This is a genomic window from Caballeronia sp. LZ028, from assembly GCF_031451415.1.
GTDB classification, from domain to species: Bacteria; Pseudomonadota; Gammaproteobacteria; order Burkholderiales; family Burkholderiaceae; genus Caballeronia; species Caballeronia zhejiangensis.
On sequence record NZ_JARUXN010000004.1, the window covers coordinates 579,353 to 603,712 of the forward strand.

At 63.6% G+C, this 24,360-nt stretch carries 19 protein-coding genes; 9 read left to right on the forward strand and 10 right to left on the reverse strand.

Annotated elements, in window-relative coordinates; genetic code table 11:
- Positions 1-171 precede the first annotated feature (171 nt).
- From QCE58_RS25430 to cobA, 4 genes are all read right to left on the reverse strand, one after another.
- Positions 172-657: an adenosine-specific kinase gene (locus tag QCE58_RS25430; protein WP_008353603.1), complete on the reverse strand. Its 486-nt coding sequence runs from the start codon at positions 655-657 to the stop codon at positions 172-174.
- 45 nt (positions 658-702) lie between these two features.
- Positions 703-1,824 (reverse strand): CmpA/NrtA family ABC transporter substrate-binding protein, encoded by a 1,122-nt coding sequence (locus QCE58_RS25435; RefSeq protein WP_250521608.1) that lies wholly within the window; start codon positions 1,822-1,824, stop codon positions 703-705.
- A 15-nt stretch (positions 1,825-1,839) separates the two neighbouring features.
- On the reverse strand, positions 1,840-2,412 hold the full coding sequence (locus tag QCE58_RS25440) for an ANTAR domain-containing response regulator (RefSeq protein ID WP_034471835.1): 573 nt from the start codon (positions 2,410-2,412) through the stop codon (positions 1,840-1,842).
- Between the two features lie 72 nt (positions 2,413-2,484).
- Positions 2,485-3,252 carry a uroporphyrinogen-III C-methyltransferase gene (gene cobA, locus QCE58_RS25445; RefSeq protein ID WP_250521609.1) on the reverse strand — a complete coding sequence of 256 codons (768 nt, stop codon included), beginning with the start codon at positions 3,250-3,252 and terminating at the stop codon, positions 2,485-2,487.
- Positions 3,253-3,870: 618 nt separating this feature from the next.
- On the opposite strand from cobA, the gene QCE58_RS25450 reads away from it, so the two are divergent.
- The 9 genes from QCE58_RS25450 to QCE58_RS25490 all read left to right on the forward strand — a co-directional run bounded on the left by QCE58_RS25450 (position 3,871) and on the right by QCE58_RS25490 (position 15,420).
- The gene (locus QCE58_RS25450) at positions 3,871-5,196 is read left to right on the forward strand and encodes an MFS transporter (protein WP_250521610.1); all 1,326 of its coding nucleotides are present in this window, start codon (positions 3,871-3,873) and stop codon (positions 5,194-5,196) included.
- Between the two features lie 12 nt (positions 5,197-5,208).
- On the forward strand, positions 5,209-7,731 hold the full coding sequence (gene nirB, locus QCE58_RS25455) for a nitrite reductase large subunit NirB (RefSeq protein ID WP_175979214.1): 2,523 nt from the start codon (positions 5,209-5,211) through the stop codon (positions 7,729-7,731).
- A gap of 18 nt (positions 7,732-7,749) precedes the next feature.
- Entirely contained in the window at positions 7,750-8,094 is a 345-nt protein-coding gene (gene nirD, locus QCE58_RS25460; RefSeq protein WP_008353596.1) for a nitrite reductase small subunit NirD, read from the forward strand.
- A complete protein-coding gene (locus QCE58_RS25465) occupies positions 8,091-9,350 on the forward strand; it encodes an NAD(P)/FAD-dependent oxidoreductase (protein WP_250521611.1) in 1,260 nt (419 codons plus the stop codon). Before nirD ends, QCE58_RS25465 begins: the two co-directional genes overlap by 4 nt.
- A gap of 28 nt (positions 9,351-9,378) precedes the next feature.
- Complete coding sequence (locus QCE58_RS25470; RefSeq protein ID WP_250521612.1) at positions 9,379-12,108, forward strand: nitrate reductase; 2,730 nt, start codon at positions 9,379-9,381, stop codon at positions 12,106-12,108.
- Positions 12,109-12,711: 603 nt separating this feature from the next.
- Positions 12,712-13,062 carry a hypothetical protein gene (locus QCE58_RS25475; protein WP_175979217.1) on the forward strand — a complete coding sequence of 117 codons (351 nt, stop codon included), beginning with the start codon at positions 12,712-12,714 and terminating at the stop codon, positions 13,060-13,062.
- A gap of 123 nt (positions 13,063-13,185) precedes the next feature.
- Positions 13,186-13,533 (forward strand): hypothetical protein, encoded by a 348-nt coding sequence (locus tag QCE58_RS25480; protein ID WP_175979218.1) that lies wholly within the window; start codon positions 13,186-13,188, stop codon positions 13,531-13,533.
- A gap of 144 nt (positions 13,534-13,677) precedes the next feature.
- Entirely contained in the window at positions 13,678-14,649 is a 972-nt protein-coding gene (locus tag QCE58_RS25485) for a hypothetical protein (protein WP_008353590.1), read from the forward strand.
- Between the two features lie 144 nt (positions 14,650-14,793).
- Positions 14,794-15,420 carry a hypothetical protein gene (locus tag QCE58_RS25490; protein WP_250521613.1) on the forward strand — a complete coding sequence of 209 codons (627 nt, stop codon included), beginning with the start codon at positions 14,794-14,796 and terminating at the stop codon, positions 15,418-15,420.
- Positions 15,421-15,430: 10 nt separating this feature from the next.
- Here QCE58_RS25490 and QCE58_RS25495 read toward each other — a convergent pair whose 3' ends face one another.
- The 6 genes from QCE58_RS25495 to QCE58_RS25520 form a co-directional block, all read right to left on the reverse strand.
- Positions 15,431-16,927 (reverse strand): heavy metal sensor histidine kinase, encoded by a 1,497-nt coding sequence (locus tag QCE58_RS25495; RefSeq protein ID WP_250521614.1) that lies wholly within the window; start codon positions 16,925-16,927, stop codon positions 15,431-15,433.
- Positions 16,924-17,637 carry a heavy metal response regulator transcription factor gene (locus tag QCE58_RS25500; protein WP_008353587.1) on the reverse strand — a complete coding sequence of 238 codons (714 nt, stop codon included), beginning with the start codon at positions 17,635-17,637 and terminating at the stop codon, positions 16,924-16,926. Before QCE58_RS25500 ends, QCE58_RS25495 begins: the two co-directional genes overlap by 4 nt.
- A 92-nt stretch (positions 17,638-17,729) precedes the next feature.
- Entirely contained in the window at positions 17,730-19,184 is a 1,455-nt protein-coding gene (locus QCE58_RS25505; protein WP_250521615.1) for an efflux transporter outer membrane subunit, read from the reverse strand.
- The gene (locus QCE58_RS25510) at positions 19,181-20,422 is read right to left on the reverse strand and encodes an efflux RND transporter periplasmic adaptor subunit (RefSeq protein ID WP_250521616.1); all 1,242 of its coding nucleotides are present in this window, start codon (positions 20,420-20,422) and stop codon (positions 19,181-19,183) included. The genes QCE58_RS25505 and QCE58_RS25510 overlap by 4 nt, the downstream gene beginning before the upstream one ends.
- A 21-nt stretch (positions 20,423-20,443) precedes the next feature.
- A complete protein-coding gene (locus QCE58_RS25515; protein WP_175979222.1) occupies positions 20,444-23,629 on the reverse strand; it encodes an efflux RND transporter permease subunit in 3,186 nt (1,061 codons plus the stop codon).
- Between the two features lie 320 nt (positions 23,630-23,949).
- On the reverse strand, positions 23,950-24,231 hold the full coding sequence (locus QCE58_RS25520) for a DUF4148 domain-containing protein (RefSeq protein WP_008353580.1): 282 nt from the start codon (positions 24,229-24,231) through the stop codon (positions 23,950-23,952).
- Positions 24,232-24,360 lie beyond the last annotated feature (129 nt).

Consider the following 24,360-nt stretch of genomic DNA (forward strand, 5'->3'; position numbering starts at 1 on the left):
GCTTTTCAGAAAAGGCACGAAAAACGCCAACGGCCTTTATACCGTATCCCGATATTTTCCATGATGTCGCGCCCCGGCCGGGAAAATCGCTCCGGATGGGCGCGCGGCGGCGGGCCTCATTCTCGCGATTTGCGCCGTCAAGTCAAGGCGCGGCAGGCTTCGCGGCGCGCTTCAGGCCTTGTAGCCGATCTTGCGCAGCAGGTCGTGGCGCCACTTCACGTCGTCTTCGCTTTCGACGCCAAGCGGCGGGAACCCGTCCACCACGCCGACGATCCCGCGTCCCTGATCCGTCTGCGCGACAAGCACCTGCGTCGGATTGGCGGTCGCGCAGAAGATACGGCACACCTCCGGCACGGCCTTCACGGTATTGAGCACGTTGACGGGAAAGAAGCCGTCGCCGAGCACGATGATGAAGCTGTGTCCCGCGCCGATGTTCTGCGCGTTGCGCGCGGCCAGCTCGACGCCATGCTCGTCCGTGCCCGACGTGCGTACGAGCCGCTTGCCCGACGCCTCGCAGAACGCGAGTCCGAAGCGGATGCCGGGCACCGCGCCGACGAGCGCCTCGTGCAGATCCTCGACCGTCTTGATGAAATGCGACTGACCGAGGATGAAGTTGGTGTCCTCGGGCTTGTCGATGGCGATGGCGAGCAGTTCCATGGCGGATCTCCGGTGCGCGCTGGAAATTCCATGGTAGGCGCTTTTCTACGCGCGTATTTCGAACCCCGCGAGATACGCCGCCGCATCGCCGCCGTCCCAGACGCGGCCATCGCAGAACGTCGCCGCGCGCCGTTCACCGGGAATCGCAATGCCCGCCGCCTGCGCCGCCTCGCGATAAAGCGCGGTCTGATTCACGCTCGCCGCGATGGCCGCATCGTCGATATCGGCGCCGAGCATGCCCCAGCGCCGGTATTGCGTAATGAACCAGACGCCGTCCGATACGCGCGGATAGTTCACCGCGCCTTCATCGAAGAAACGCACGGGCAGCGCGCGCGCATCGCCGCCATCGGATGCGGCGAGGCGCGGCTCGATCAGCGCGCGCGGCACGCCGAGCAGCGCGGACGACGACAGCGCCTCGGCGATCTCCTCGCGATGCGCCCGCGCATCGAGCCAGGCGCACGCATCGAGCATCGTGCGAACGAGCGCGCGCGCCGTCGCGGGATAGAGCGCCGCGAAATCGCGCCGGCACGCGAGCACCTTCTCCGGATGATCCGGCCAGATCTCGCTCGTGTACGCGACCGTCCTGCCCGCGTCGCGCGCCTCGGCGACGGCGTGCCACGGCTCGCCCGCGCAGAAGCCGTCGAGCGCGCCCTCGACGAGCGCATCGGCCATGCGCGGCGGCGGAATCACGATGCTCTGCACATCGCGCAACGGATGCACGCCGTGCGCCGCGAGCCAGTAATACAGCCACATCGCGTGCGTGCCGGTCGGAAAAGTCTGCGCGATGACCGGCGGCCGCCCGAGCGAATGCAACGCTTCCTTCACGCTGGCGCCGTTCCGGATCGCATCGGCCAACGGACGCGACAGCGTGATCGCCTGACCGTTGCGATTGAGGACCATCAGCACGGCCATGTCCGCCTGCGGCCCGCCGATACCGAGTTGCACGCCGTACACGAGGCCATAGAGCGCGTGCGCCGCGTCGATCTCGCCGGACAGCAGCTTGTCGCGCACGGCCGCCCACGACGGCTGACGGCACAGCTCGATCGAGATGCCATGACGCGCGCCGAGATCGCGCAACGCGGCGACGGCGAGCGGCGCGGCATCGGAAAGGGCGACGAAGCCGAGCCGCAGATGCGTGCGTTCGGGTTGGGAGGAAGTGATGTTCATGAGATGTCGATAAAGCTAGAGCAGATCGGCCATCGAAAGCAATTGGCGCGCGATCTCGGCGACCTTCACGCCCTGATCCATCGCGCGCTTGCGAAGCGCCGCATAGGCTTCGTTTTCGGACATGCCGCGCCTGTCCATCAGAAGACGTTTCGCGCGGTCGATGACCTTGCGCTGCTCCAGTTCGTCCTCGACCTTCGCGAGCCGCTGACGCAACTGCGCTTCATGCGCGAAACGCGCGAGCGCGACTTCGATGATCGGCGCGAGACGCTCGGGCGCGAGTCCTTCGACGGAATACGCGGTGACGCCCGCGCCCACTGCCGCGCGAATGAACTGCTGATCCGCGTCGTTGCTGAACATCAGCACGGGACGCGGCGCGGCCTTGTTCATCACCGCGAGCTGTTCGAGCGTGTCGCGCGAGGGCGACTCGGTATCGATGATGACGACATCGGGCTTCTGGCTCTCGACGGCCTTGTGCAGCGCCGAAGGCGCGGCCGCTTCGGCGAGCATGTCATAGCCCATGCGCGCGAGTTGCTCGCGCAAATCGCCTATGGGCTTGTCGGTGTCGGTGACGAGAAGAACGCGAAGCATGCGGGAAGCGGAAGCGGTCATGCGAGGGACGCTTGAGACTTTAACGCGCCGTCCGCGCTTTGAGAACCCGCTTTACGCGGCATGAGCGAAGCCTTTGGCGCTTTGCATATGCGCCGCGAATTCCGCCGCTTCGCCGATCGCACCGCCGATCAGAATCACCGCCGGACTGCCGAGGCCGGCAGCGTTGGCATCATCGGCAAGACGATCGAGCGTCGTCACGAGCCGCTTTTCCTGCGACGATCCCGCGTGCTGCACGACGGCCGCAGGGGTGCTCGCGGGCAACGCATCGAGCAACGATGCCGTCAGACTCGCGATGCGGCTCATGCCCATATAGATCGCGAGCGTGGTGCCCGTTGCGGCGAGCGCGGCCCAATCCGGCTGACTGTGATCCTGCATGTGCGCGGTGACGAACGTCACGCCCTGACAATGATCGCGATGCGTGAGCGAGATGCCGAGTCCAGCCGCCGCCGCGAATCCCGATGACACGCCATTGACGATATCGACCGGAATATCCGCCTCGCGCAATGCGGCGATCTCTTCGCCCGCGCGTCCGAAGAGCAACGCGTCGCCGCCTTTCACGCGCACCACATGCAGTCCTTTCTTCGCGTATCGCTGCATGAGGCGCTGAATGAAGGCTTGCGGCGTGGACTTGCATCCGCCGCGCTTGCCGACGCGAATCACGCGCGCGTTCGGCGCAAGCGTGACGATGTCGGCGTTGGCGAGATCGTCGACGAGAAGGACGTCGGCGGCGGCGAGCGCCTTCGCGGCGCGCAAGGTCAGCAAGTCCAGATCGCCGGGGCCCGCGCTCAACAGAGTGACTTTGCCTTTGATGGTGCTCATCGTTGCTTCCTGAGTCTGCGTGCTTCGTATGTGAGGCATCGGCGCGGCAAACGCAGATAGCGTCCGCTCGTGTCGCTGCACGATGGGGACGCCTTTGTCCTTGCTTTCATGTATCGGGGCGCCGCGAACGCCGTTGCTCGCAGCGCTTTCGACAATGCAATAAGCGGGCCATTGGTCGGATAAGGCTTCGAGCACGTTATCCGCACTGTCGTTGTGCGCGGGTGGCACCGCGAGGGCGCATGGGCGCTTGCTCGATGTGAATGCGTGCGTTAACCGTGCAGTACAAAGTGAGGAGCGTACGAAGCGATCGCTTGCACGTTCGCACGGCATCAGTGCTGCGTCGCACCATCCCTGTGCCCGCCTGCATCGAAACATGACGTGAAGCTCATGCGCGCAGTCCGTGCATATAACGCGCAAAGCCTTGCGCGACAAGCGTCTGAAGTCGATGCGGCCCGCATGGCATAGGCCTTGCCTTATGTCTCGCCATCGGATCAACGGCGATCCGTCCTGAATACAGCGCCCGGCAAGTGAAGAACATGCGGGCATCGGACAACGGCGTCCCCCGCATCGGCTTCCCGGCCCATGCGCGGGACGCCTTTCTTTTTTTGCGGAAAGACGATGGACAAAGCCACCCGGATCGATCTCTTCAGCATGCGCAGCGCGCCGATGCGCGCCTTCCATCTCACGTGGATGGCCTTCTTCGTATGCTTCTTCGCGTGGTTCGCCTGCGCGCCGCTGATGCCGCTCATCAAGCGCGAATACGGACTCACGGCGGATCAAGTTGCGAACATCAATATCGCGGCCGTCGCCGTGACGATTCTGGTGCGCCTCGTCGTCGGACCGATGTGCGATCGCTTCGGCCCGCGCCGCGTGTATGGCGCGCTGCTGCTCGCGGGTTCGGTGCCTGTCATCGGCGCGGCGCTCTCTACGGGCTACGGCAGCTTCCTGTGGTGCCGTCTCGCGATCGGCGCGATCGGCGCGAGCTTCGTCATCACGCAGTACCACACGTCGGTGATGTTCGCGCCGAACGTCGTCGGCACCGCGAACGCAACGACTGCCGGCTGGGGCAACGCGGGCGCGGGCGCGGCGCAGGCGATCATTCCGCTTCTCGTCGCGGCAGCGATCGCGCTCGGCGTGGGCGAAGCATCGGCATGGCGCGTCGCTTTGATCGTGCCGGGCATCGCGATGCCGGTGATGGCCTTCTTCTATTGGCGCTATACGCAGGATTGCCCGCAAGGCGACTTCGTCGCGCTGCGCCGTGCCGGCGTCGCGATCGACGGCGGCAAGAAGGGCGGCTGGCAGAGCTTCCTGACCGCGTGCTCGAACTATCGCGTGTGGATGCTCTTCGTCACGTACGGCGCGTGCTTCGGCGTCGAAGTGTTCATCCACAACATGGCGGCGATCTATTACGTCGATCACTTCGGCCTCTCGCTCGCGCAAGCCGGCATGGCGGCGGGCAGCTTCGGTCTGCTCGCGCTCTTCGCCCGCGCGCTCGGCGGCTGGCTCTCCGATAAAGCCGCCGCGAAGAAAGGCCTCGATATCCGCGCGACCTTGTTGTTCGCGCTGATCGCGGGCGAAGGCATCGGCCTCTATGCGTTCGCGCATGCGCCGAGCGTCGTGCTCGCCATCGTCGCGATGCTTGCGTTCGGCCTCTTCACGCACATGGCATGCGGCGCGACTTACGCGCTCGTGCCGTTCATCGATCGCAAGGCGCTCGGCGGCGTGGCTGGCGTGATCGGCGCCGGCGGCAACGTCGGCGCGGTCGCAGCGGGCTTCCTGATGAAAGGCCTCGGCAACGCGCAAGCCACGCTCTCGATGCTCGGCGTGATCGTCGCGACGACGGCGCTCTGCGCGCTCGCCGTGCGCTTCTCCCCCGAACACAAGGCACGCGAAGCGGCACTGCGCGAAAGCGCGCTCGCAGCCAATAACGTCATTGCAAACTGAGAAGGCCCCGTCATGAAAATCGTCGTCATCGGCCACGGCATGGTCGGCCACAAGTTCCTCGAATGTCTCGCCGAGAGCGGCAACGAAGCGCTCGACGTGACGGTCCTGTGCGAAGAACCGCGCGCCGCGTACGACCGCGTGCATCTGACCGAATTCTTCACGGGCAAGAGCGCGGATGATCTCTCGCTCGTCGAAGAGGGCTTCTTCGAACGTTCGGGTTATGCGCTGAAACTGAATGCGCGCGCGGTGTCGATCGATCGCGCGGCGCGCACGGTGACGGCTTCGACGGGCGAAGTGCTCGCGTACGACAAGCTCGTGCTCGCGACCGGCTCCTATCCGTTCGTGCCGCCCATCGAAGGCCGTGATCGCGACGGCTGCTTCGTGTATCGCACGATCGAAGATCTCGAAGCGATGCAGGCATGCGGCGCGCGCTCGAAGACGGGCACGGTCGTCGGCGGCGGTCTGCTCGGTCTCGAAGCAGCGAAGGCGCTGCGCGACATGGGACTCGAAACGCATGTGATCGAATTCGCGCCGCGCCTGATGGCCGTGCAGGTCGATGACGGCGGCGGACGCGTGCTGCGCGCGAAGATCGAGGAGCTCGGCGTCACGGTTCATACGGGTAAGAACACGCTTGCGATCGTCGATGGCGAAGGCGCGGCCAACCGCATGAATTTCGCCGATGAGACGCATCTCGACACCGACATGATCGTGTTCTCGGCAGGCATTCGTCCGCGCGACGACATCGCGCGTGCAGCGGGTCTCGACATCGGCGCGCGCGGCGGCATCGTGATCGACGACGCCTGCCGCACGAGCGACGAAGCGATCTATGCCATCGGCGAATGTGCGTTGTGGAAGGGCCAGTTGTTCGGCCTCGTCGCGCCGGGTTACGACATGGCGCGCATCGTCGCGAAGCAGATCATCGGCGAGGAGGCGGCGTTCGCGGGCGCGGACATGAGCACCAAACTCAAGCTGATGGGCGTCGATGTGGCGAGCATCGGCGATGCACACGGCAAGACGCCCGGCAGCCGGACGTATCAGTACAGCGACGAGCGCAAGCAGGTCTACAAGAAGATCGTCGTGTCCGACTGCGGCAAGTTTCTTCTCGGCGGCGTGATGGTCGGCGATGCAGCGGAATACGGCACGCTGCTGCAGATGATGTTGAACAAGATCGAGTTGCCCGAAGCGCCCGAGTTCCTGATCCTGCCGTCGAGCGATGGAAAAGCGAAGCCCGCGCTCGGCGTCGAAGCCTTGCCCGATGCGGCGCAGATCTGTTCGTGCAACAACGTAAGCAAGGCTGAAATCTGCGCGGCTGTCTGCGCGGGCGCAACGAGCATTGGCGCGATCAAGTCGTCGTGCAAGGCGGGCGCATCGTGCGGCGGCTGCGTGCCGCTCGTCACGCAAGTGATGAAGTCGGAGATGAAGCGGCAGGGTCTCGCGGTGAACAATCATCTGTGCGAGCACTTCCCGTATTCGCGTCAGGAGCTTTATCACATCGCGCGCGTGGAAGGACATCGCACGTTCGGCACGCTGCTCGCGAAGCACGGCAAGGGACGCGGCTGCGATATCTGCAAGCCTGCCGTCGCGAGCATTCTTGCTTCGTGCTGGAACGAGTTCGTGCTGAAGAAAGAGCACGCGAGCCTGCAGGATTCGAACGATTACTACCTCGCGAACATCCAGCGCGATGGCACGTACAGCGTCGTGCCGCGCATGCCGGGCGGCGAAGTGACGCCCGATGGCTTGATCGCGGTCGGCCAGGTCGCGAAGAAGTACGGCCTCTATACGAAGATTACGGGCGGCCAGCGTGTCGACATGTTCGGCGCGCGCGTAGAGCAATTGCCGTTCATCTGGGAAGAGCTCATCGCGGCGGGCTTCGAATCGGGTCATGCGTATGGCAAGGCCCTGCGCACCGTGAAGTCGTGCGTCGGCTCGACGTGGTGCCGTTATGGCGTCGGCGATTCGGTCGGACTCGCGATCGAACTGGAGAATCGCTACAAGGGTCTGCGCACGCCGCACAAGATCAAGTTCGGCGTGTCGGGCTGCACGCGCGAGTGCGCCGAAGCGCAAGGCAAGGACGTCGGCGTGATCGCGACGGAGAAGGGCTGGAATCTCTACGTATGCGGCAACGGCGGCATGAAGCCGCGTCACGCCGAGCTTATTGCGTCCGATCTCGATCACGACACGCTCGTGCGGTACATCGACCGCTTCCTGATGTTCTACGTGCGTACGGCGGATCGCCTGCAACGCACGAGCGTATGGCGCGACAACCTCGAAGGCGGACTCGAGTATCTGATCGACGTCGTCATCAACGACAAGCTCGACATCGCCGCCGAGCTCGAAGCGGAGATGCAACTCGTCGTCGATACCTACGAGGACGAATGGAAGAAGGCCGTCACCGATCCGCATACGCGCAAGCGCTTCCGTCACTTCGTCAACAGCGAACAGGGCGATGCGAACGTGACCTTCGTGGAAGAGCGCGGCCAGATTCGCCCCGCCACGCTCGAAGAGCGCAAGTCGAAGCTTGCCGAAACCGTTTAACGCGTGAGGAAAAACATCATGAACGACCGTATCGAACAGGACTGGACCGCCGTTTGTGAACTCGACGATATCGTGCCGGATACGGGCGTGTGCGCGCTCGTGAAGGGCACGCAAGTCGCGGTGTTTCATGTCGCGGGCGAAGAGGCAGCCGTGTACGCGATCGACAACTACGACCCCCATTCGCAAGCCGCGGTGCTCTCGCGCGGCATCGTGGGAAGTCTGGGCGAGCGTATCGTCGTTGCATCGCCGATCTACAAGCAGCACTTCGATCTGCGCACGGGCGAATGCCTGGAAGCGCCGGAGCTTTCGGTGAGCGCGTATCGCGTGAAGGTCGCGGGCGGCAAGGTGTGGGTCGCGGCATGAAGACCGAATATGCGGTTGCGGGCATGGCGGCGTTGAAGCACGCCGCATCGCGCCAGCGGCTCGTGGTGATCGGCAACGGCATGGCCGGTATGCGTACGGTCGAAGAACTGCTGAAGATCGCGCCCGAGCTGTACGACATCACCGTATTCGGCGCCGAGCCGTACGGCAACTACAACCGCATTCTGTTGTCGCCGGTGCTCGCGGGCGAGAAGAGCGTCGACGACATCATTCTCAACACGCGCGAATGGTACGACGCGAACGACATCACGCTGCATGCGGGCGATGCCGTGATCGAAATCGATCGTGCGCGGCGCGTCGTGCGTTCGGAGAAGGGCGTGGAAGCGCACTACGACCGTCTGCTGATCGCGACCGGCTCGAAGCCATTCATCATTCCGGTGCCGGGTTGCGAGCTTTCCGGTGTGATCGCATTTCGCGACATTCAGGATGTCGAAACGATGCTCGAAGCGGCACGCGATCATCGACACGCGGTGATCATCGGCGGCGGTCTGCTCGGGCTCGAAGCGGCCAACGGCTTGCAGCGGCAGGGCATGTCGGTAACGGTCGTGCATGCGAGCGGCAGCCTGATGGATCGTCAGCTCGACGCCACCGCGTCCGCGTTGCTCAAGCGTTCGCTCGAAGCGAAAGGCCTCAACTTCGCGATGGCCGCGCAGACGACGGAGATCGTCGGCGACGACCGCGTGCGCGCCGTGCGTTTCGCGGACGGCACGCAGATCGACGCTGATCTCGTCGTGATGACGGCGGGCGTGCGGCCCAACATCGCGCTCGCGAAAGAGGCGGGGCTGCACTGCGAGCGCGCCATCGTCGTCGACGACACGCTGCAGACTTTCGATCCGCGCGTGTATGCGGTGGGCGAATGCGTGCAGCATCGCTCGGCGACCTTCGGTCTCGTCGCGCCGATCTGGGATCAGGCGCGCGTAGCGGGCGCGCATCTCGCGGGCGCGGGGCATCGCCGTTACGTGCAGCGCGCGACGGCGACGAAGCTCAAGGTGACGGGCGTCGATCTGTATTCGGCGGGCGATTTCATCGGCGGCGAGGGCAGCGAGGATCTCGTGCTGCGCGATCCGCGCCGCGGCGTGTACAAGCGTGTCGTGCTGCAGGCGGGACGCGTGATCGGCGCGGTGCTGTACGGCGACGTGAAGGACGGCGGCTGGTATTTCGATCTGATTCAGAGCCGCGCGGACGTATCGCATCTGCGCGGCAAGCTTCTTTTCGGCAAGACGCTTTGTGAAGCCTGAATACGGCCAAGGATAGAGAAACGTGAGCATGTCCATCATCCCCATTCAAACGGCTTCTGTTAAAACGACTTGCCCGTATTGCGGCGTCGGCTGCGGTGTGAACGCATCGCCGAAGAGCGCGACCGAAGTGTCGATCGCCGGCGATGAAACGCATCCATCGAACTTCGGCCGTCTGTGCGTGAAGGGCTCGGCGCTCGGCGAAACGATTGGACTCGAAGGGCGTCTGCTCAATCCGAAACTGCGCGACCGCCGCAGCGGCGCGCTTACCGATGCATCGTGGGCCGATGCCATCGACATGGTTGCGAGCGGCTTTTCGCGCATCATCGCGGAGCATGGTCCCGACGCGGTCGCGTTCTATGTATCGGGTCAGTTGCTCACCGAGGACTACTACGTCGCCAACAAGCTGATGAAGGGCTACATCGGCAGCGCAAACATCGATACGAACTCGCGGCTGTGCATGTCGTCGTCGGTGGCGGGACACAAGCGCGCGTTCGGCGAAGACCTCGTGCCGATGAGTTATGAGGACCTCGAACTCGCGGACCTCGTCGTGCTCGTGGGATCGAACACGGCATGGTGTCATCCGATTCTCTTTCAGCGCATCGTCAAGATGAAGGAGAAGCGGCCGGAGATGAAGATCGTCGTCATCGATCCGCGCTATACCGCGACTTGCGAAATGGCCGATCTGCATCTGCCGCTCAAGCCTGGCAGCGATGTGGCGCTGTTCAACGGCCTGCTCGCGTTCCTCGCGGAGCACGGCGCAATCGATGCGGCTTTCGTCGATGCACATACCAGCGGTTCCGGCGACGCGCTCGCAGCGGCGGGTTCTTCGGATCTCGCGCAAACCGCGAAAGACTGCAAGCTGGATCACCACGATCTGATGGAGTTTTATCGTCTTTTCGCGCGCACGGAGCGCGTGGTGACGGTCTATTCGCAAGGCGTGAATCAGTCGAGCGCCGGCACGGACAAGGTCAACTGCATCATCAATTGCCATCTGCTGACGGGGCGAATCGGCAAGCCTGGCATGGGACCGTTCTCGTTCACCGGCCAGCCCAACGCGATGGGCGGACGCGAAGTCGGCGGCCTCGCGAATACGCTCGCCGCGCATCTCGAGTTCGGCGATCCGCTGCATGGCGAGATGGTGCGGACGTTCTGGAATTCGCCTGCGATTGCAGAGCGCGCCGGATTGAAGGCCGTCGAGTTGTTCGATGCAATCGAAGCGGGCCGCGTGAAAGCCGTATGGGTGATGGGCACCAATCCTGTCGTCAGCCTGCCCGATGGCGATCGCGTGAAGCGCGCGCTCGAGAAGTGCGAGCTCGTGGTTGCATCGGACATCATCGAAAAGACGGATACGAACGCGTTCGCCGATGTGCTGCTGCCCGCGCTCGGCTGGGGCGAGAAGGATGGCACCGTGACGAACTCGGAGCGGCGCATCTCGCGTCAACGCGCGTTCATTCCGGCGCCGGGCAAGGCGCGCGCGGACTGGCGCATCATCTGCGATGTCGCGCGGCGCATGGGCTTCGAAGGCTTCGATTTTGCGGGTCCGCATGAGATTTTCGACGAGCACGCACGGTTGAGCGCGTATCGCAACGATGCGTCGGCGGGCGTGCATCGCGCGTTTCATATCGGTGGGCTGGCCGGGCTCGATCGCGCGCAATACGATGCGCTGCAGCCGACACAATGGCCGTTGCGCGAATCGGCAGAGGGAGGAACGGAGCGGCTCTTCGAAGATCACCGCTTCAGTCATGCAGATGGCCGTGCGCGCTTCGTAGCAACCGTTGCACGCGCGCCCGTGAATGCGCCCGATGACGACTATCCGCTCGTGCTCAACACCGGACGCGTGCGCGACCAATGGCACACAATGACGCGAACGGGCCGCTCCTCGAAACTCGCGGGCCATATCAGCGAATCGTTCATCGACATGCATCCGCAAGACGCGCTCGCAAGCGGCGTGCGCGAAGGCGAACTCGCGCGCGTGTCGAGTCGCTGGGGCTCGATGATCGCGCGCGTGCAGCATGGCGGTGGCATGCCGCGCGGCAGCGTGTTCGTGCCGATCCACTGGAACGATCAGACCGCCTCCGACGCGCGCGTCGGTGCGGTAGTGAATCCCGTCGTCGATCCGGTTTCGGGCGAACCGGAGTTCAAGCACACGCCTGTCGCAATCGAGAAGTTTCACGTGACATGGCACGGCTTTTCGCTCTCTCGCGCCGCGCCGGACCTCGACATGGTCACGCACTGGACGCGCGTGCATGGCACGGGCTTCGTCCGTTACGAAATGGCGGGCCGTAATCGTTTCGATGCATCCCATGGCGATCATCACGATTGGGCGCGTGCGCTCTTTCATATCGACGATGAGCACGCTGACTGGATCGAATACGAAGACAAGAGCGCGGGCGTGTATCGCGCGGCGCATGTGGTCAATGAGCGTATCGAGAGTTGCGTGTTCATCTCCGAGCGGCCCGATCTGCCCGCGCGTGCGTGGCTCGCGACGCTGTTCGAAAAGGGACGCCTCGACGACGAGGACCGCGCGAGCCTCCTGCTCGGTCAGCCGATAGGCAAGGGCGAGGACACCGGGCCGACCGTGTGCTCGTGCTTCGGCGTCGGACGCAATACGATCTGCAACGCGATCCGCGACAAGGGATTGAAGACAGCCGCCGAAATCACCTCGTGCGTGAAGGCGGGCGGCAACTGCGGATCGTGCGTGCCGGAGTTGAAGAAGCTCATCGTTGAGACGGAAATGGCGCGTCTCTCCACGGTCTGATTCGTCCGTGGTCTAACGAACGAACGCGGGCGCATGTCGCCCGCGTTTCGCGTTTTCAAGCCTTCCGATTCCTGCGGAGATCTCCGGACAAACCCTCGGAAACAGGGCGTTTCCGGGCTATTGGTATGCTCGAATGAGCGCTCGCCAACCAAACTCCTTACGATTTATTACCACGTGAAATGGTGTGTTGGATTGCCAACGCATTCGCCGGTTCATCTTCCGTACAGTCACCTCAAAACACAGGCACTAAACAAACGGATGCCTGAAAACAACACCAAAAGGTAATACGGGGATTGCGATGAAGAACGCAAAACTATTCGAACAAGCGGAAGGCCAGCGCGCCACGATCCGCTCATCCCAGGCCAGCATCGACCTGTTGCACGAACGACGACTTCTGATCGACGTGCGAGCCTCATTCCCAGTCTGATTCGTCAAGCCGCCCCAAAGGGGCGTCCTTTCTCAAACGCTCGCTGATCCATCGAAGCCAGATTCGATCAGACGTCGGAGATAGGAATACTAACGAAACGATATTTGCTGTATCCGCTACATACCGGCGTCGATGTAGCTGGAATTGACTGTGCGCCTACACTTGGAGACCTCACCATGCAACGCAAACTGATCGCAGCAGCCGCCGTCCTCTCGCTCGTTTCCGCCGCTGCCTTCGCAACGGGCACGAACTCCAGCTCGAGCTCGACCTCGGGCGGCACGACCAGCGCAGCCGTGTTCGGCTTCGGCTCGTTCACCGCAACCAACGCGGGCGCCGCCAACGGCCACGCTTCGTCGATCGCCGGCCAGGGCTACGGCGTGACGGGCAACGCGACCAACGCGACGACGAGCCACATCAACACGTCGTCGGTGGGCGGCAAGGGTTTTGGCGGCTCGACGGCGACGGGCGTCTCGGGCGCCGACGCTGCCGCGAATGCCTGGAGCAAGCTGGGCGGCGGCTGGCGCTAAGCACACGGCGACGGACGGCGAACTTCGCCGCAACGGGGTTCGCTTTCCCGCAACCGATGTGATCCCGGTTCGAACAACAAAAAACGAAATCCAATCTTACCGATTCGATAAGGAATGCAAATCATGAAACGCACTCTGATCGCTGCTGCACTGCTCTCGTTCGTCTCCGTCGCCGCGATGGCCACGACCACGAACTCCAGCTCGTCCTCGACCTCGGGCGGCACGACGTCCGCTTCGGTCTCGGGCTTCGGCCGCTTCACGGCGACGAACTCGGGCACGGCCAACGGCAATGCGCAATCGATCGCCGGCAACAAGTTCGGCGTGACGGGCAACGCCACCAACGCAACGACGAGCCACACGAATACGTCGACGGTGAGCGGCTTCGGCCACGGCAACGCACAAGCGGGCGGCACCTCGGGCGCGGACGCAGCGGCCAATGCATGGAGCAAGCTGGGCGGCGGCTGGCGCTAAGCTGGTCGGCGACTCAAGGCAGGGGCGGCGTCATGACGAGCGTGCGCTTGCGGGATACCGCCTTTGCCGAACTCATAAAAAAACTCTAAGTCGTCCGGGACCGTCATGCGCTGTGGCGTTCCCCTTTTCTTCCGGAGAACCAAAATGAACAAGACCACTCTGCAATTGGCATGCGCGGTGCTGTTTTGCGCCGCGCAACTCGCCCACGCCGACACCACCGCCAATTCCTCGTCGGGCTCGGTTTCGGGTTCGACGTCGACGGGCATCGGCCAGGGCGGCGGATCGAGCCTCAACAACATCGGCACGTCGGCGAATTCGACGGCCAACACCAGTTCCAATTCGTCGTCGGTCGGCGGCCTCGGCGTCGCGACGGCGAGCGGCGGCCGTTCGACCGCGCAGGGCGGCTCATCGAATGTGAACATCTCGCTGACGATGCCGCAACTGACGACATCCGGCACGGATGCAAGCGGCGCCGATGCGACCGGCAAGGCGGCCACGAGCGGCCCCGGCACGAGCGCCTTCGACACGCGCACGACGGTCGACTACAACCAGAGCTCGTACTCGGTCCGCACGACGCCGTCGATCGCCGCACCCTCGCTCACCACGACGCTCTCCGACACCTGCATGGGCTCGGCCAGCTTCGGCCTGTCGATCACCGGCTTCGGCGCGACCGGCGGCACGACGCTCGTCGATCAGGCTTGCGTACGCCGCCTCGATGCACGCGAATTCCGCGCAATGGGCCTGACCGATGTCGCGCTCGCGCTCCTCTGCCAGAGCGAAGCGAACCGCCGCGCCGTCGAGGCGACGGGTCATCTGTGCCCGGGCACGACCACGCCGCTCGCGAAATCGGGCGAGGACGCGGTGCTGTCGGATGACGAGAAGTATCGCGATCCGCTGGTGCGCGCGCGCCTCGGCCTGCCGGTGACCGCGGCCAACAATCCGGAAGTCAGCATGAAGACGCAGAACGAGGCCAAGCAGGCTCAGCCGGCGCCCGCGAAGCAGGTCGCGCAGCCGACGCCGGTCGCCGCTCGCGTGTACGATCAGGCTGATACGAATGGCGTCGAAGTGGCGAGCACGCCCATCGGCGAAAAGATCGAAGTCTCGCTGGTGAAGTGAGGAAGCAACAGGTCCAATGGCAGGGTGACGCCATGGAGCGAGAGAGACGCGCCTGAGCAATCGGGCCGTCTCTACCTTTGAAGGGTTGGCTTTTGAAAGACTGGTCCCGGAGAGTCAACCCTCGTTTTCCCGCTGAGGCATGCGATGAAGAGTCACAAGAAAATGGCGGCCATCGCGCTCGCGGCGAGTGCGACGGTCTCGATGATGCCGATGAGCGCGCGCGCCGATGCAAGCGCCGGCGTGATCTGGGCCGCGAACCCGGTCGGCGTGCAGTCGATGCCCGATGCGCAGGCGCTCGCGCTCTTGCCTTCGAGCGGCTACGTGCCCTTGCAGACGTCGGGCGGCAAGTGCCTGCTCGTCGCGCGGCGCGGAACGCAGATCGTCGCAGTGGAGTTGTCGCCGCTCGCGATCGGCGCGAAGGTGATCGGCTGGAAGCCGCAGCAGATCGACATGAGCACGGTCACGTCGAAGTGGGGCTACGTGCCGCCGAAATCGTCGATCGATACGAAGAGCTTCGGCAATCCCGTCACGAGCACGATCTCGGAAGCGAACAAGACGGATACGTCGAAAGGCGGATCGTATGCGCGCGCGAGCAGTTGGGGCAATGGCAACGTCGAAGCGCATAGCAGCGCGATCGCGTCGGCAACGGGCGAGACCGAAGCCGCCGAATCGGTGACGGTGAACGGCAAGACGTATCGCAAGTACAGCCACTTCAGGCCGGCGACAGCCGAAGCGCCGATGGCCGCATCGGATGAATACTTCTGTCAGTGATGCACGTGCTTCATGTCGTGGCGGACTTCCGTTCCACGACCGGCGGCACGGGCAAGGCGACGTCTTCGACGGGTCGCGATTCAGTGCCGAAACGCGCGACCGAGAACGAGAACGTGTTGACGCCGTTCTCGCTCGTCGCCGACACGGTGCCGCGATGCATCTCGGCCACCGCCTTCACGATGGCAAGCCCGAGGCCGTGATTCTCGCGGCTATTCGTGCGCGAACTTTCCGCGCGATAGAAGCGGTCGAAGAGATGCGCCATCACATGCGGCTGGATCGATTCGCCGGGATTGGCCACGGCGATGCGAATGCGCCCATGTTCCCGCGTGATGGCCACGGAAATCGTCGCGCCGGGCGCGCAATGCTGAATTGCGTTCATCACGAGATTGGACAGCGCACGGCCGAATAGCGACGTATTGACGAACGCGCGCGCATCGCCGTTCGCGACGGCGCGCACTCGCGCTTCTTCCAGCGGAATCTCGAGAAACTCCAGTGTGCGATTGACCTCCGCCGCGAGCGACACTTCGACGAGTCCCGTCGCGCGTTCGCCTTGATCGGCGCGCGCGAGAAACAGCATGTCGTTGATGATCGCGCGCACGCGTTCGAACTCCTCGAGATTCGATTGCAGCGTGTGACGCAGCTCGTCGATCGAACGATCGCGCGTCAAGGCGACTTCCGTCTGACCGATGAGAATCGTGACCGGCGTGCGCAATTCGTGCGCGACATCGGCGTTGAAGGATTCGAGCCGGCCATATGCGTGATCGAGCCGTTCGAGCGCGCCATTGAAGGACTTCGCGAGATCTTCGAGTTCCATCGGCAGCGCGCGCGTGTTCAGGCGTTGCGATCGATTGGTCGGACTCAGCTTCGATGCATCGCGCGTGAGGCGCGTGAGCGGTGCGAGGCCGAGCCGCGCGACCGAATAACTCAGCAGCAGGACCGCGACCGTGGCGAGCGCCATCAGCGCGGCGAGCGCGAGACCGAACGCGCGCATCGTATGAACGTTCGGCGAGCAATCGATCGCGACGAAGAGCTGCAGCGGCGGACGATCCCCGTTGGGCGGAATCGTGAGCGTGGTCATCAGCATGTCGTAGGCGCGATCTTCCGGACGGAAGTGAACGTAACCGCCCATCACGCGCTTGACGACGCGGCCCGCGGGCGGCGAGCCGTATTCATAGCGCGGATCGTTGCTGGACACGGCAAAGAGCGTGGAGCCGTCGCGCGGGGTGATGTCGGCGAGCTTCTCCTTCGCAATCTTCCATTTCTCCGGCGTCGATACATGCGTGACGATGAGCCGCGCAATCTCCGCGCGATTGTCGAGCGAGTCGCGCAAATGCTGCTCCAGTTGCACGCGCAGCACGAGAAAGAGTCCCGAGCCGACGAGCGCAAACACGAACAGCGCGACGAGCGCGAACATGACGGCGAGCCGCCGCGAAATGGAGCGTTGCGTGCGCGGCTTGCGCGCGTCGCGTGCCTCGCGTGGCGTCGACGATATCCACTGCGTGTTCATGATGGTCTCGCGTCTTCCCTTGCTTCGCGCGTGTCGCGAACTTCGCGCACTTCGAGCACATAGCCCATGCCACGCACGGTATGAAGCAGTTTGGTGCGGAACGGTCCGTCCAGTTTCGCGCGCAGCCGCTTGATCGCCGTTTCGACGACGTTCGTGTGACTTTCGAAATCGACTTCCCAGACGAGCTCGGTGATCGCGGTCTTCGAGAGAATGTCGCCGTGACGGCGCGCGAGCACCGAGAGCAACTGAAATTCCTTCGCGGTGAGGTCGAGCCGCACGCCGTCGCGTGTTGCGCGGCGGCCGATCAGATCGACATACAGATCGCCGACCGATATCAATGTCGATTCCTGCGCGCGCGTGCGGCGGGCGAGCGCATGCAGACGCTCGACGAGTTCGAGAAACGAGAACGGCTTCGTGAGGTAATCGTCCGCGCCTTCGCGCAGGCCGCGCACACGATCGTTGATGTGATCGCGCGCGGTCAGCATGATGACCGGCGTCGACTTCTGGAGGCGCAGCGCCTTCAATACCGCGAAGCCGTCGCGTCTTGGCAGCATCACGTCGAGCACGATCACGTCGTAGTCGTATTCGATGGCGAGATGCGTGCCTTCCTCGCCGTCCATCGCGACATCGACGACCCAGCCTTGCTCGGTCAACCCCGAGCGCAGGTAATCCACCACTTTGTGTTCGTCTTCGACTATCAGGACTTTCATGCCTGGCACCTGTGCGCGTTCAGTGTGTGTTTACCGCATTGTTCAACTGCTAACTATACGAGCCTCGCGGGCATCGTGCTTACGTTTTCTTTCTACTCGCCCGAAGTAGTTGCGTTCGCAAGCTTCTGATCGTCGTTCGATGCAGTGTCCCATCCGCCGCCCAATGCCTTCACGAGCGCCACCGATACGGTGCGCTGCTGTCCGCGAATCTGCACGTCCTGTCGTTCGCTCGTGAGCAATTGCTGCTGTGCGGTGATGACGTCGAGATAGGCGACGAGCCCGCCCGAATAACGATCGTTCGCGAGCGACAGCAAGCGTTGCGCATCGACGACCGCGGCGTGCGACTGTTTCGCCGCGCCGTCCAGCACCGACAATCCGACGATGCCGTCCTGCACTTGCTGAAACGCGCCGAGCACCGTCTGCCGATAATTCGCGACGGCCGCGACATAGCCTTCGTTCGCGAAATCGACGGCTGCGGAGCGCCGTCCGCCATCGAAGATGACCTGGCTTGCCATCGTCCCGATGGTCCACAAAAGGCTCGGCGCGGAAATCAGACTTGAGAACGCCGTGCTTTCCCAGCCGACCGTGCCGTTCAACGTGAGGCTCGGAAAGAACGCCGCTTTCGCGACGCCGATCTGCGCATTGGCCGCGGCCATCGCACGCTCGGCGGATGCGACATCGGGCCGGCGTTGCAGTACATCGCTCGGCACGCCGAGTGGAATCGGCGGAAGCGGGCGTTCGTTCAATTCAGGCGCGATCGAGAATTGCGGCGCGGGCGTCCCGACGAGCGCGGCGATCGCATGTTCGAATTGCGCGCGCTGATTGAGCAGCAGTTGCGCCTGCACGCGCGTCTGATCGAGTTGCGCTTGCTGCTGCAATACATCGAGGCCTGACACCGCGCCGAGATCGTGTTGCGCCTGCACGTAATCGAGCGCTTTCTTTTGCAGCACGACAGAACGATTCAGCACGTCGATCTCCGCATCGAGCTCGCGCATCGAGAAGTAGTCGCTGGCGAGATCGGTGGTCAGCACGAGACGCGCATTCGCGAGATCGTCGCGCGACTGATCCGCCGATGCATGCGCGGCCTCCACTTCGCGACGGATGCGGCCGAACAGATCGACGTCGTAGTTGACCGTCGGCGCGAGCTTCAGATCGCTTTGAACGGTAGCGTTGCTCGGCGTCGCGTAGTTGGTGACGGGCCGGTTCTTCGAAATGCGCGAGCGCGACGCGTTTGCACCGAGATCGACTTCAGGCAGCGTCAGCGCGGATGTTTGCGCGAGCGTCGCGCGAGCCTGTGCGTAGTGCGCGCTCGCCGCGGCGAGCGTCTGATTCTGTGCGAGCGCCTGCGTTTCGAGACCGTTCAACGTCACATCGCCGAAGCCTTGCCACCAGTCGAGCGCGAGCGGCGCATGCGACGGCTCGCCCACGCGCCAGTACGAATCCGTCTTCCACGTAGGCGGCGTTGCGGCGACGGGCCGATGATAGTCGGGCCCGACCGTACACGCGGCAAGCAGCGAGACGAGCGTGATGCCAAGCGCGGTCTTCATGATGCGGCCTTGCTGCCCGACGCGGGCTGTCGTTGCGTTTGCTGCGGCGCGATCACGACGTGATCGCCATCGGCGATCGAATCGCTCGGGTTGATGATGACCTTGTCGGTCGCGTCGATTCCGCTCTCGATTTCGAGCGATTGTCCGAGATCCTGCGCGATCACGATCTTGCGCAGGCTCACATGACCGTTGCCATCGACGACCGCGAGACGTGGACCTTCGGAACGGAAGAGCAGCGCGTTGCCTGGCACGAGCAGACGCGCGTGCGCGGTCGCGGGCACGGCGACCTGCACATACGCGCCGGGCCGTAGCCGCCCATCGGGATTCGGCAGCGTCACTTCGACTTGCAACGAGCGCGTGGGCACGTCGATCGCGCCGGAGATGTGGGTGATCTTGCCGTGGAACTGTTCGCCGGGCAGCTCCGCCTGCGTGACCGTCACGTCCTGTCCGACCGATACGTTCTGCGCGTAAGCCTGCGGCAACTGCACGAACACGCGCAACGGGTCCGACTGGGCGAGCGCGAAGAGCGCGCGGCTCGTGCCGCTGCCCGCATCGATCAGATCGCCGACATCCACATTGCGCTGCGTGACGACGCCCGCAAAAGGCGCGACGATGCGCTTGAACGATTCGAGCTGACGCAGACGCTTCACGTTGGCATCGGCGGCCGCGAGATTCGCGACGTCCTGGTTGTACGTGCTCTGACGCTCGTCGAGTTCCTGTTGCGACACGGCATCGCGCTGACGCAATTGCTGCCAGCGTTCGAGCGAGCTCTTCGCGAGTCCGAGGCTCGATGCCGTCTGATCGCGTTGCGCGACCGCTTGCGCAAGCTCCTGATCGATCTCGGGCGTGTCGAGATCGGCGAGCAACTGGCCTTGCTTCACGCGCGATCCGATATCGACGTACCAGTGCAGCAGATAACCCGTCGCACGCGCATAGATCGGCGATTCGACGAAGCCGCGCAAGGTCCCCGGCAACGTCGTTTCGCCGCCGCCGTCGGTCTCTTGAGGCATGACGACGTTCACGTATTGCTGCGCGTTCTGCTGCGTGCGCGCGGCGATGGAATGGCCATGCAGCACATCGGTGACGACCGTGCGCGCCGCGCCTATCGCGAGCAACGCGAGCACGATCACGAGCGCGATCTTCGCGCGTTTCCATTCGACGTTGCGCGGCGGCAGCGCGGGCCCTTCGTTCGGGTCGCGAGCGGGAATCGCAAGCGATGCGTGGTTCTTTTCAGTCATGTTCGTCGGGATGCTTTGATGTCAGTGTTGGCCGCTGCCGTCTTCATGTTGCGTGTTACCTCTTCGCGCGGCGCGCCGTGCAAGACGTGCGTGAATGCCTGCGAAGACGAGCGGCACGAAAAAGAGCGTGGAAACCGTTGCGAACAGCAGGCCACCGATCACCGCGCGGCCGAGCGGCGCGTTTTGCTCGGCGCCTTCGCCGAGGCCGAGCGCCATCGGAATCATGCCGATGATCATCGCGAACGCGGTCATCAACACGGGGCGTATGCGGCTCGCGCCCGCCTCGAGCGCGGCGGTGAGCGGCGGCATGCCCGCGTTCAGACGCTGTCGCGCGAACGAGACCATCAGGATGCTGTTCGCGGTGGCGACGCCCATCGTCATGATCGCGCCGGTCAGCGCGGGCACGCTCAGGTGCGTGCCGGTGAGAAAGAGCATCCAGATGATGCCCGCGAGCGCGGCGGGCAATGCGCTTACGATGATGAGCGGATCGATCCACGACTGGAAGTTCACGACGATCAGCAGATACACGAGCACGATCGCCATCGCGACGCCCAGTCCGAGGCCGACGAACGACGTCCGCATCGTCTCGACCTGACCGCGCACGACGATCTGGCTGCCGCGCGGAAGCGTCTTCTGCGCTTCATCGACGAGTTGATTAACCTGGCGCGCGACGCTGCCGAGATCGCGGCCTTCGACGCTCACGAAGAGATCGATCACGGGCCGGATGTTGTAGTGCGTGACCACCGCGAACTGATTCTTCGGCGAGAGGCGCACGAGATTGCCGAGCAGTTGCGTGGGACCGTTGAGCGATGCGGACACGGGCGTTCGCAGCAGTTCGTCGATCGATGAAATCTGATACTGCGGCGTCTGCACCGCGAGGTTGTATTCGACGCCGTTGCGCGGGTTGAACCAGAATCCCGGCGCGGTTTGCGAGCTTCCCGAAAGCGAAACCAGCACGTTCTGCGCGACGTTGCTTGCGGACAGATTGAGTTGCTGCAGGCGCGTGCGATCCATCTGCAAATCGATGGCCGGTTCGTCTAGCTTCTGCTGGATGTGCGTATCGACATTGCCGGGAATCATGCGGATCTGCTTCATCAGCTTGCTCGCGACTTCGAAATTCGCCTGGCCGTTCTGCCCTTGAATCTGCACGTCGATGGCGGCGGGCAAGCCGAAGTTGAGAATCTGCGTGACGATGTCCGCGGGTTGAAAGAAGAATTCGACGCCGGGAAAGCGGCGCGGCAGGAGCGCACGCAATTCGTCGATGTACTTTTGCGTCGGCGAATGATCCGCGTTGAGCGCGACCTGAATTTCGCCGTCGAGCGTGCCGATCGTTCCGGCATTGCTGTACGACAGGTTGATGCCGCTATAAGGCAGACCGAGGTTATCCAGTATCGTCGCGAGTTCGTCTTGCGGCACGATCTGGCGCACGACCTTTTCGACTTCATCCGCGAGTCGCGCGGTCTCCTCGATGCGCGTGCCGGTCGGCGCGCGCATGTGCAGGCGAATATCGCCCGCATCGACGCTCGGGAAGAAGTCTTCGCCGAGCACGAACACGAGGCCCGCCGACAACAGGCAGAAGCCGAGAAAGAGCGTCGCGAACAGACGCCGCTTCACGAGCAGGCTCGACAGAATCACGATATACGCGCCGCGCATGCGCTCGAAGCCGCGATCGAAGCGCTGATGCAGACGCACGAAGAGATTCGGCTTTGCCTTCGCATCGGGTGCGTGCGCGTGGCCCATCAACAGCATCGCGAGCGTCGGCACGAGCGTGCGCGAAAGGATGTACGACGCGAGCATCGCGAACACGACGGCTTCCGCAAGCGGCACGAACAGGAACTTGGCGACGCCGGTGAGAAAGAACATCGGCACGAACACGATGCAGATGCACAGCGTCGAGACGAGCGCGGGCACCGCGATTTCACCTGCGCCTTCGAGGATCGCGTCGTGCAGATTCGTGCCCATGTGCAGATGACGCTCGATGTTCTCGATCGTGACGGTGGCATCGTCGACGAGAATGCCGACTGCGAGTGCGAGGCCGCCGAGCGTCATGATGTTGATCGTCTGCCCGAGCGCATGCAGCACGATCAGCGACGAGAGAATCGAGAGCGGTATCGAGATCGCGATGATGCAGGTGCTGCGCCAGTTGCCGAGAAAGAGCAGGATCATCGCGGCGGTGAGCGCGGCGGCGATGAGCGCTTCGCGCACGACGCCTTGCACGGCGGCCTTCACGAACACCGACTGATCGAAGAGCGCGCTGATCTTCAGATCGGAAGGCAGCGACGCCCGCGCTTGCGGCAAGAGATCATGCAACGTATTGACGATGGACAGCGTCGACGCGTTGCCGTTCTTCAGCACCGAGATCAGCACGCCGCGATGCCCGTCCTGACGCACGATGTTGGTCTGCGGCGAGAAGCCGTCGCGGACGTGCGCGACTTCGCGCAGATAGGTCGTCGCGCCGTTGATCGTGCGAACCGGAATGTCGTTCAGGCCCGCGACGGTCGCGGGCGAACCGTTCATGTCGACCGTATATTCGCGCGGGCCGATCTTTGCGGTGCCGGTCGGAAGGATCAGGTTTTGCGCGTTGACGGCCTGGACGACATCGGTCGGCGTGAGTCCTTTTGCGAGCAGCGCGCGCGTGTCGAGATCGACGGAGATGAGGCGCGTCTTGCCGCCATACGGATAAGGCACGGCCGCGCCCGGAATCGTCACGAGTTGAGGGCGCAAGAAATTGAGCGCGGTATCGTTCAGGTCCTGCTCGGATTGCTTCGGACTCGAAAGCCCGAGCTGAATCACCGGAATGCTCGACGCCGAATAGCTGATGACGAGAGGCGGCGTCGCGCCCGGCGGCATCTGCTTCACTTGCGCCTGTTCGACGGCCACTGTTTGCGCGATCGCGGTCTGGATGTTCGCGGTGGGCTGCAGAAAGAGCTTGATGATCGCGATGCCTTGCAGCGATTGCGACTCGATGTGCTCGATATTGTTCACCGTGGTCGTGAGGCTGCGCTCGTTGACCGACGTGATGCGATTGGCCATGTCCTGCGCGGAAAGGCCTGTGTAGTTCCAGATGATGCTGACAACCGGAATGTCGATTTCGGGAAGCACGTCCACAGGCGTCGTCATGAGGACGAACGGCGTCGCCAGCAGGATCATGATGGCCATCACGATGAACGTGTATGGCCGCTTAAGCGCAACGTTGACTATCCACATTGAGTCGTTCGGAAGAAGCTGGGAGAGGGCGCTGCGAATGAGGCGAATGCAACGCGCGGGACGCAATGACGGAGCGGGGCGTGCGGTTCGCCATCAGTGTCGTTATGGTAGTGGCCGGGTGCCAACGACAATATGACGTGAATATGGCGCCGATGTCAGATAAGGCGGTTTGAAAGCAAGCTTGCGAAAGCCCATGGTAGGGCGGAGCATTCGCATCGGACAGCGGGGAATAGCGAAGCGCGAGCGCGGGTTACGCGCTTCGAAGGGACGCGAGCGAGACGGCGCGGAAGGCCGCGCGTGTCTCGTTCGATGAGCGTGCGTTACTGCGGGGTTTGACCGAGCGGCGTCGTCGACATCGTGCGTCCCGAAGACGACGAACCGTCGCTGGACGAGCCATATGCGCTTTGCGCGCTGACCTTGGCTTCGGCTGCCTGGATGTCGTTGGGATAGAACGCATCGCGCTCGGACGGGTTATAGCCGGCTTGTTCGACGCGTTGCAGATCCGCTTTCACCTGCGCGCGCGTGAGACCTTCGGATTGTGCGAGCGCGGCGAGCGGCGCGGCAGCAAGGGCAATTACAGCGATGCGTGTGACTAGTTTCATGGCGCACTCCTCATGCGGTAAAGATGAACGGGACGTGCGGTTGCGCGATATGCAGCGTCGGCACGCTCGCTACAGCCACCACTGAATTCTATTTGTCGTACCGTGACGAGATGCTGGCGATGAGATGAC

Excerpts from the sequence above, each read along its gene's own strand:
- QCE58_RS25430 (WP_008353603.1), bottom strand. The coding sequence starts at position 657 with ATGGAACTGCTCGCCATCGCCATCGACAAGCCCGAGGACACCAACTTC.
- QCE58_RS25435 (WP_250521608.1), bottom strand. The coding sequence starts at position 1,824 with ATGAACATCACTTCCTCCCAACCCGAACGCACGCATCTGCGGCTCGGC.
- QCE58_RS25440 (WP_034471835.1), bottom strand. The coding sequence starts at position 2,412 with ATGCTTCGCGTTCTTCTCGTCACCGACACCGACAAGCCCATAGGCGAT.
- cobA (WP_250521609.1), bottom strand. The coding sequence starts at position 3,252 with ATGAGCACCATCAAAGGCAAAGTCACTCTGTTGAGCGCGGGCCCCGGC.
- QCE58_RS25450 (WP_250521610.1), top strand. The coding sequence starts at position 3,871 with ATGGACAAAGCCACCCGGATCGATCTCTTCAGCATGCGCAGCGCGCCG.
- nirB (WP_175979214.1), top strand. The coding sequence starts at position 5,209 with ATGAAAATCGTCGTCATCGGCCACGGCATGGTCGGCCACAAGTTCCTC.
- nirD (WP_008353596.1), top strand. The coding sequence starts at position 7,750 with ATGAACGACCGTATCGAACAGGACTGGACCGCCGTTTGTGAACTCGAC.
- QCE58_RS25465 (WP_250521611.1), top strand. The coding sequence starts at position 8,091 with ATGAAGACCGAATATGCGGTTGCGGGCATGGCGGCGTTGAAGCACGCC.
- QCE58_RS25470 (WP_250521612.1), top strand. The coding sequence starts at position 9,379 with ATGTCCATCATCCCCATTCAAACGGCTTCTGTTAAAACGACTTGCCCG.
- QCE58_RS25475 (WP_175979217.1), top strand. The coding sequence starts at position 12,712 with ATGCAACGCAAACTGATCGCAGCAGCCGCCGTCCTCTCGCTCGTTTCC.
- QCE58_RS25480 (WP_175979218.1), top strand. The coding sequence starts at position 13,186 with ATGAAACGCACTCTGATCGCTGCTGCACTGCTCTCGTTCGTCTCCGTC.
- QCE58_RS25485 (WP_008353590.1), top strand. The coding sequence starts at position 13,678 with ATGAACAAGACCACTCTGCAATTGGCATGCGCGGTGCTGTTTTGCGCC.
- QCE58_RS25490 (WP_250521613.1), top strand. The coding sequence starts at position 14,794 with ATGAAGAGTCACAAGAAAATGGCGGCCATCGCGCTCGCGGCGAGTGCG.
- QCE58_RS25495 (WP_250521614.1), bottom strand. The coding sequence starts at position 16,927 with ATGAACACGCAGTGGATATCGTCGACGCCACGCGAGGCACGCGACGCG.
- QCE58_RS25500 (WP_008353587.1), bottom strand. The coding sequence starts at position 17,637 with ATGAAAGTCCTGATAGTCGAAGACGAACACAAAGTGGTGGATTACCTG.
- QCE58_RS25505 (WP_250521615.1), bottom strand. The coding sequence starts at position 19,184 with ATGAAGACCGCGCTTGGCATCACGCTCGTCTCGCTGCTTGCCGCGTGT.
- QCE58_RS25510 (WP_250521616.1), bottom strand. The coding sequence starts at position 20,422 with ATGACTGAAAAGAACCACGCATCGCTTGCGATTCCCGCTCGCGACCCG.
- QCE58_RS25515 (WP_175979222.1), bottom strand. The coding sequence starts at position 23,629 with ATGTGGATAGTCAACGTTGCGCTTAAGCGGCCATACACGTTCATCGTG.
- QCE58_RS25520 (WP_008353580.1), bottom strand. The coding sequence starts at position 24,231 with ATGAAACTAGTCACACGCATCGCTGTAATTGCCCTTGCTGCCGCGCCG.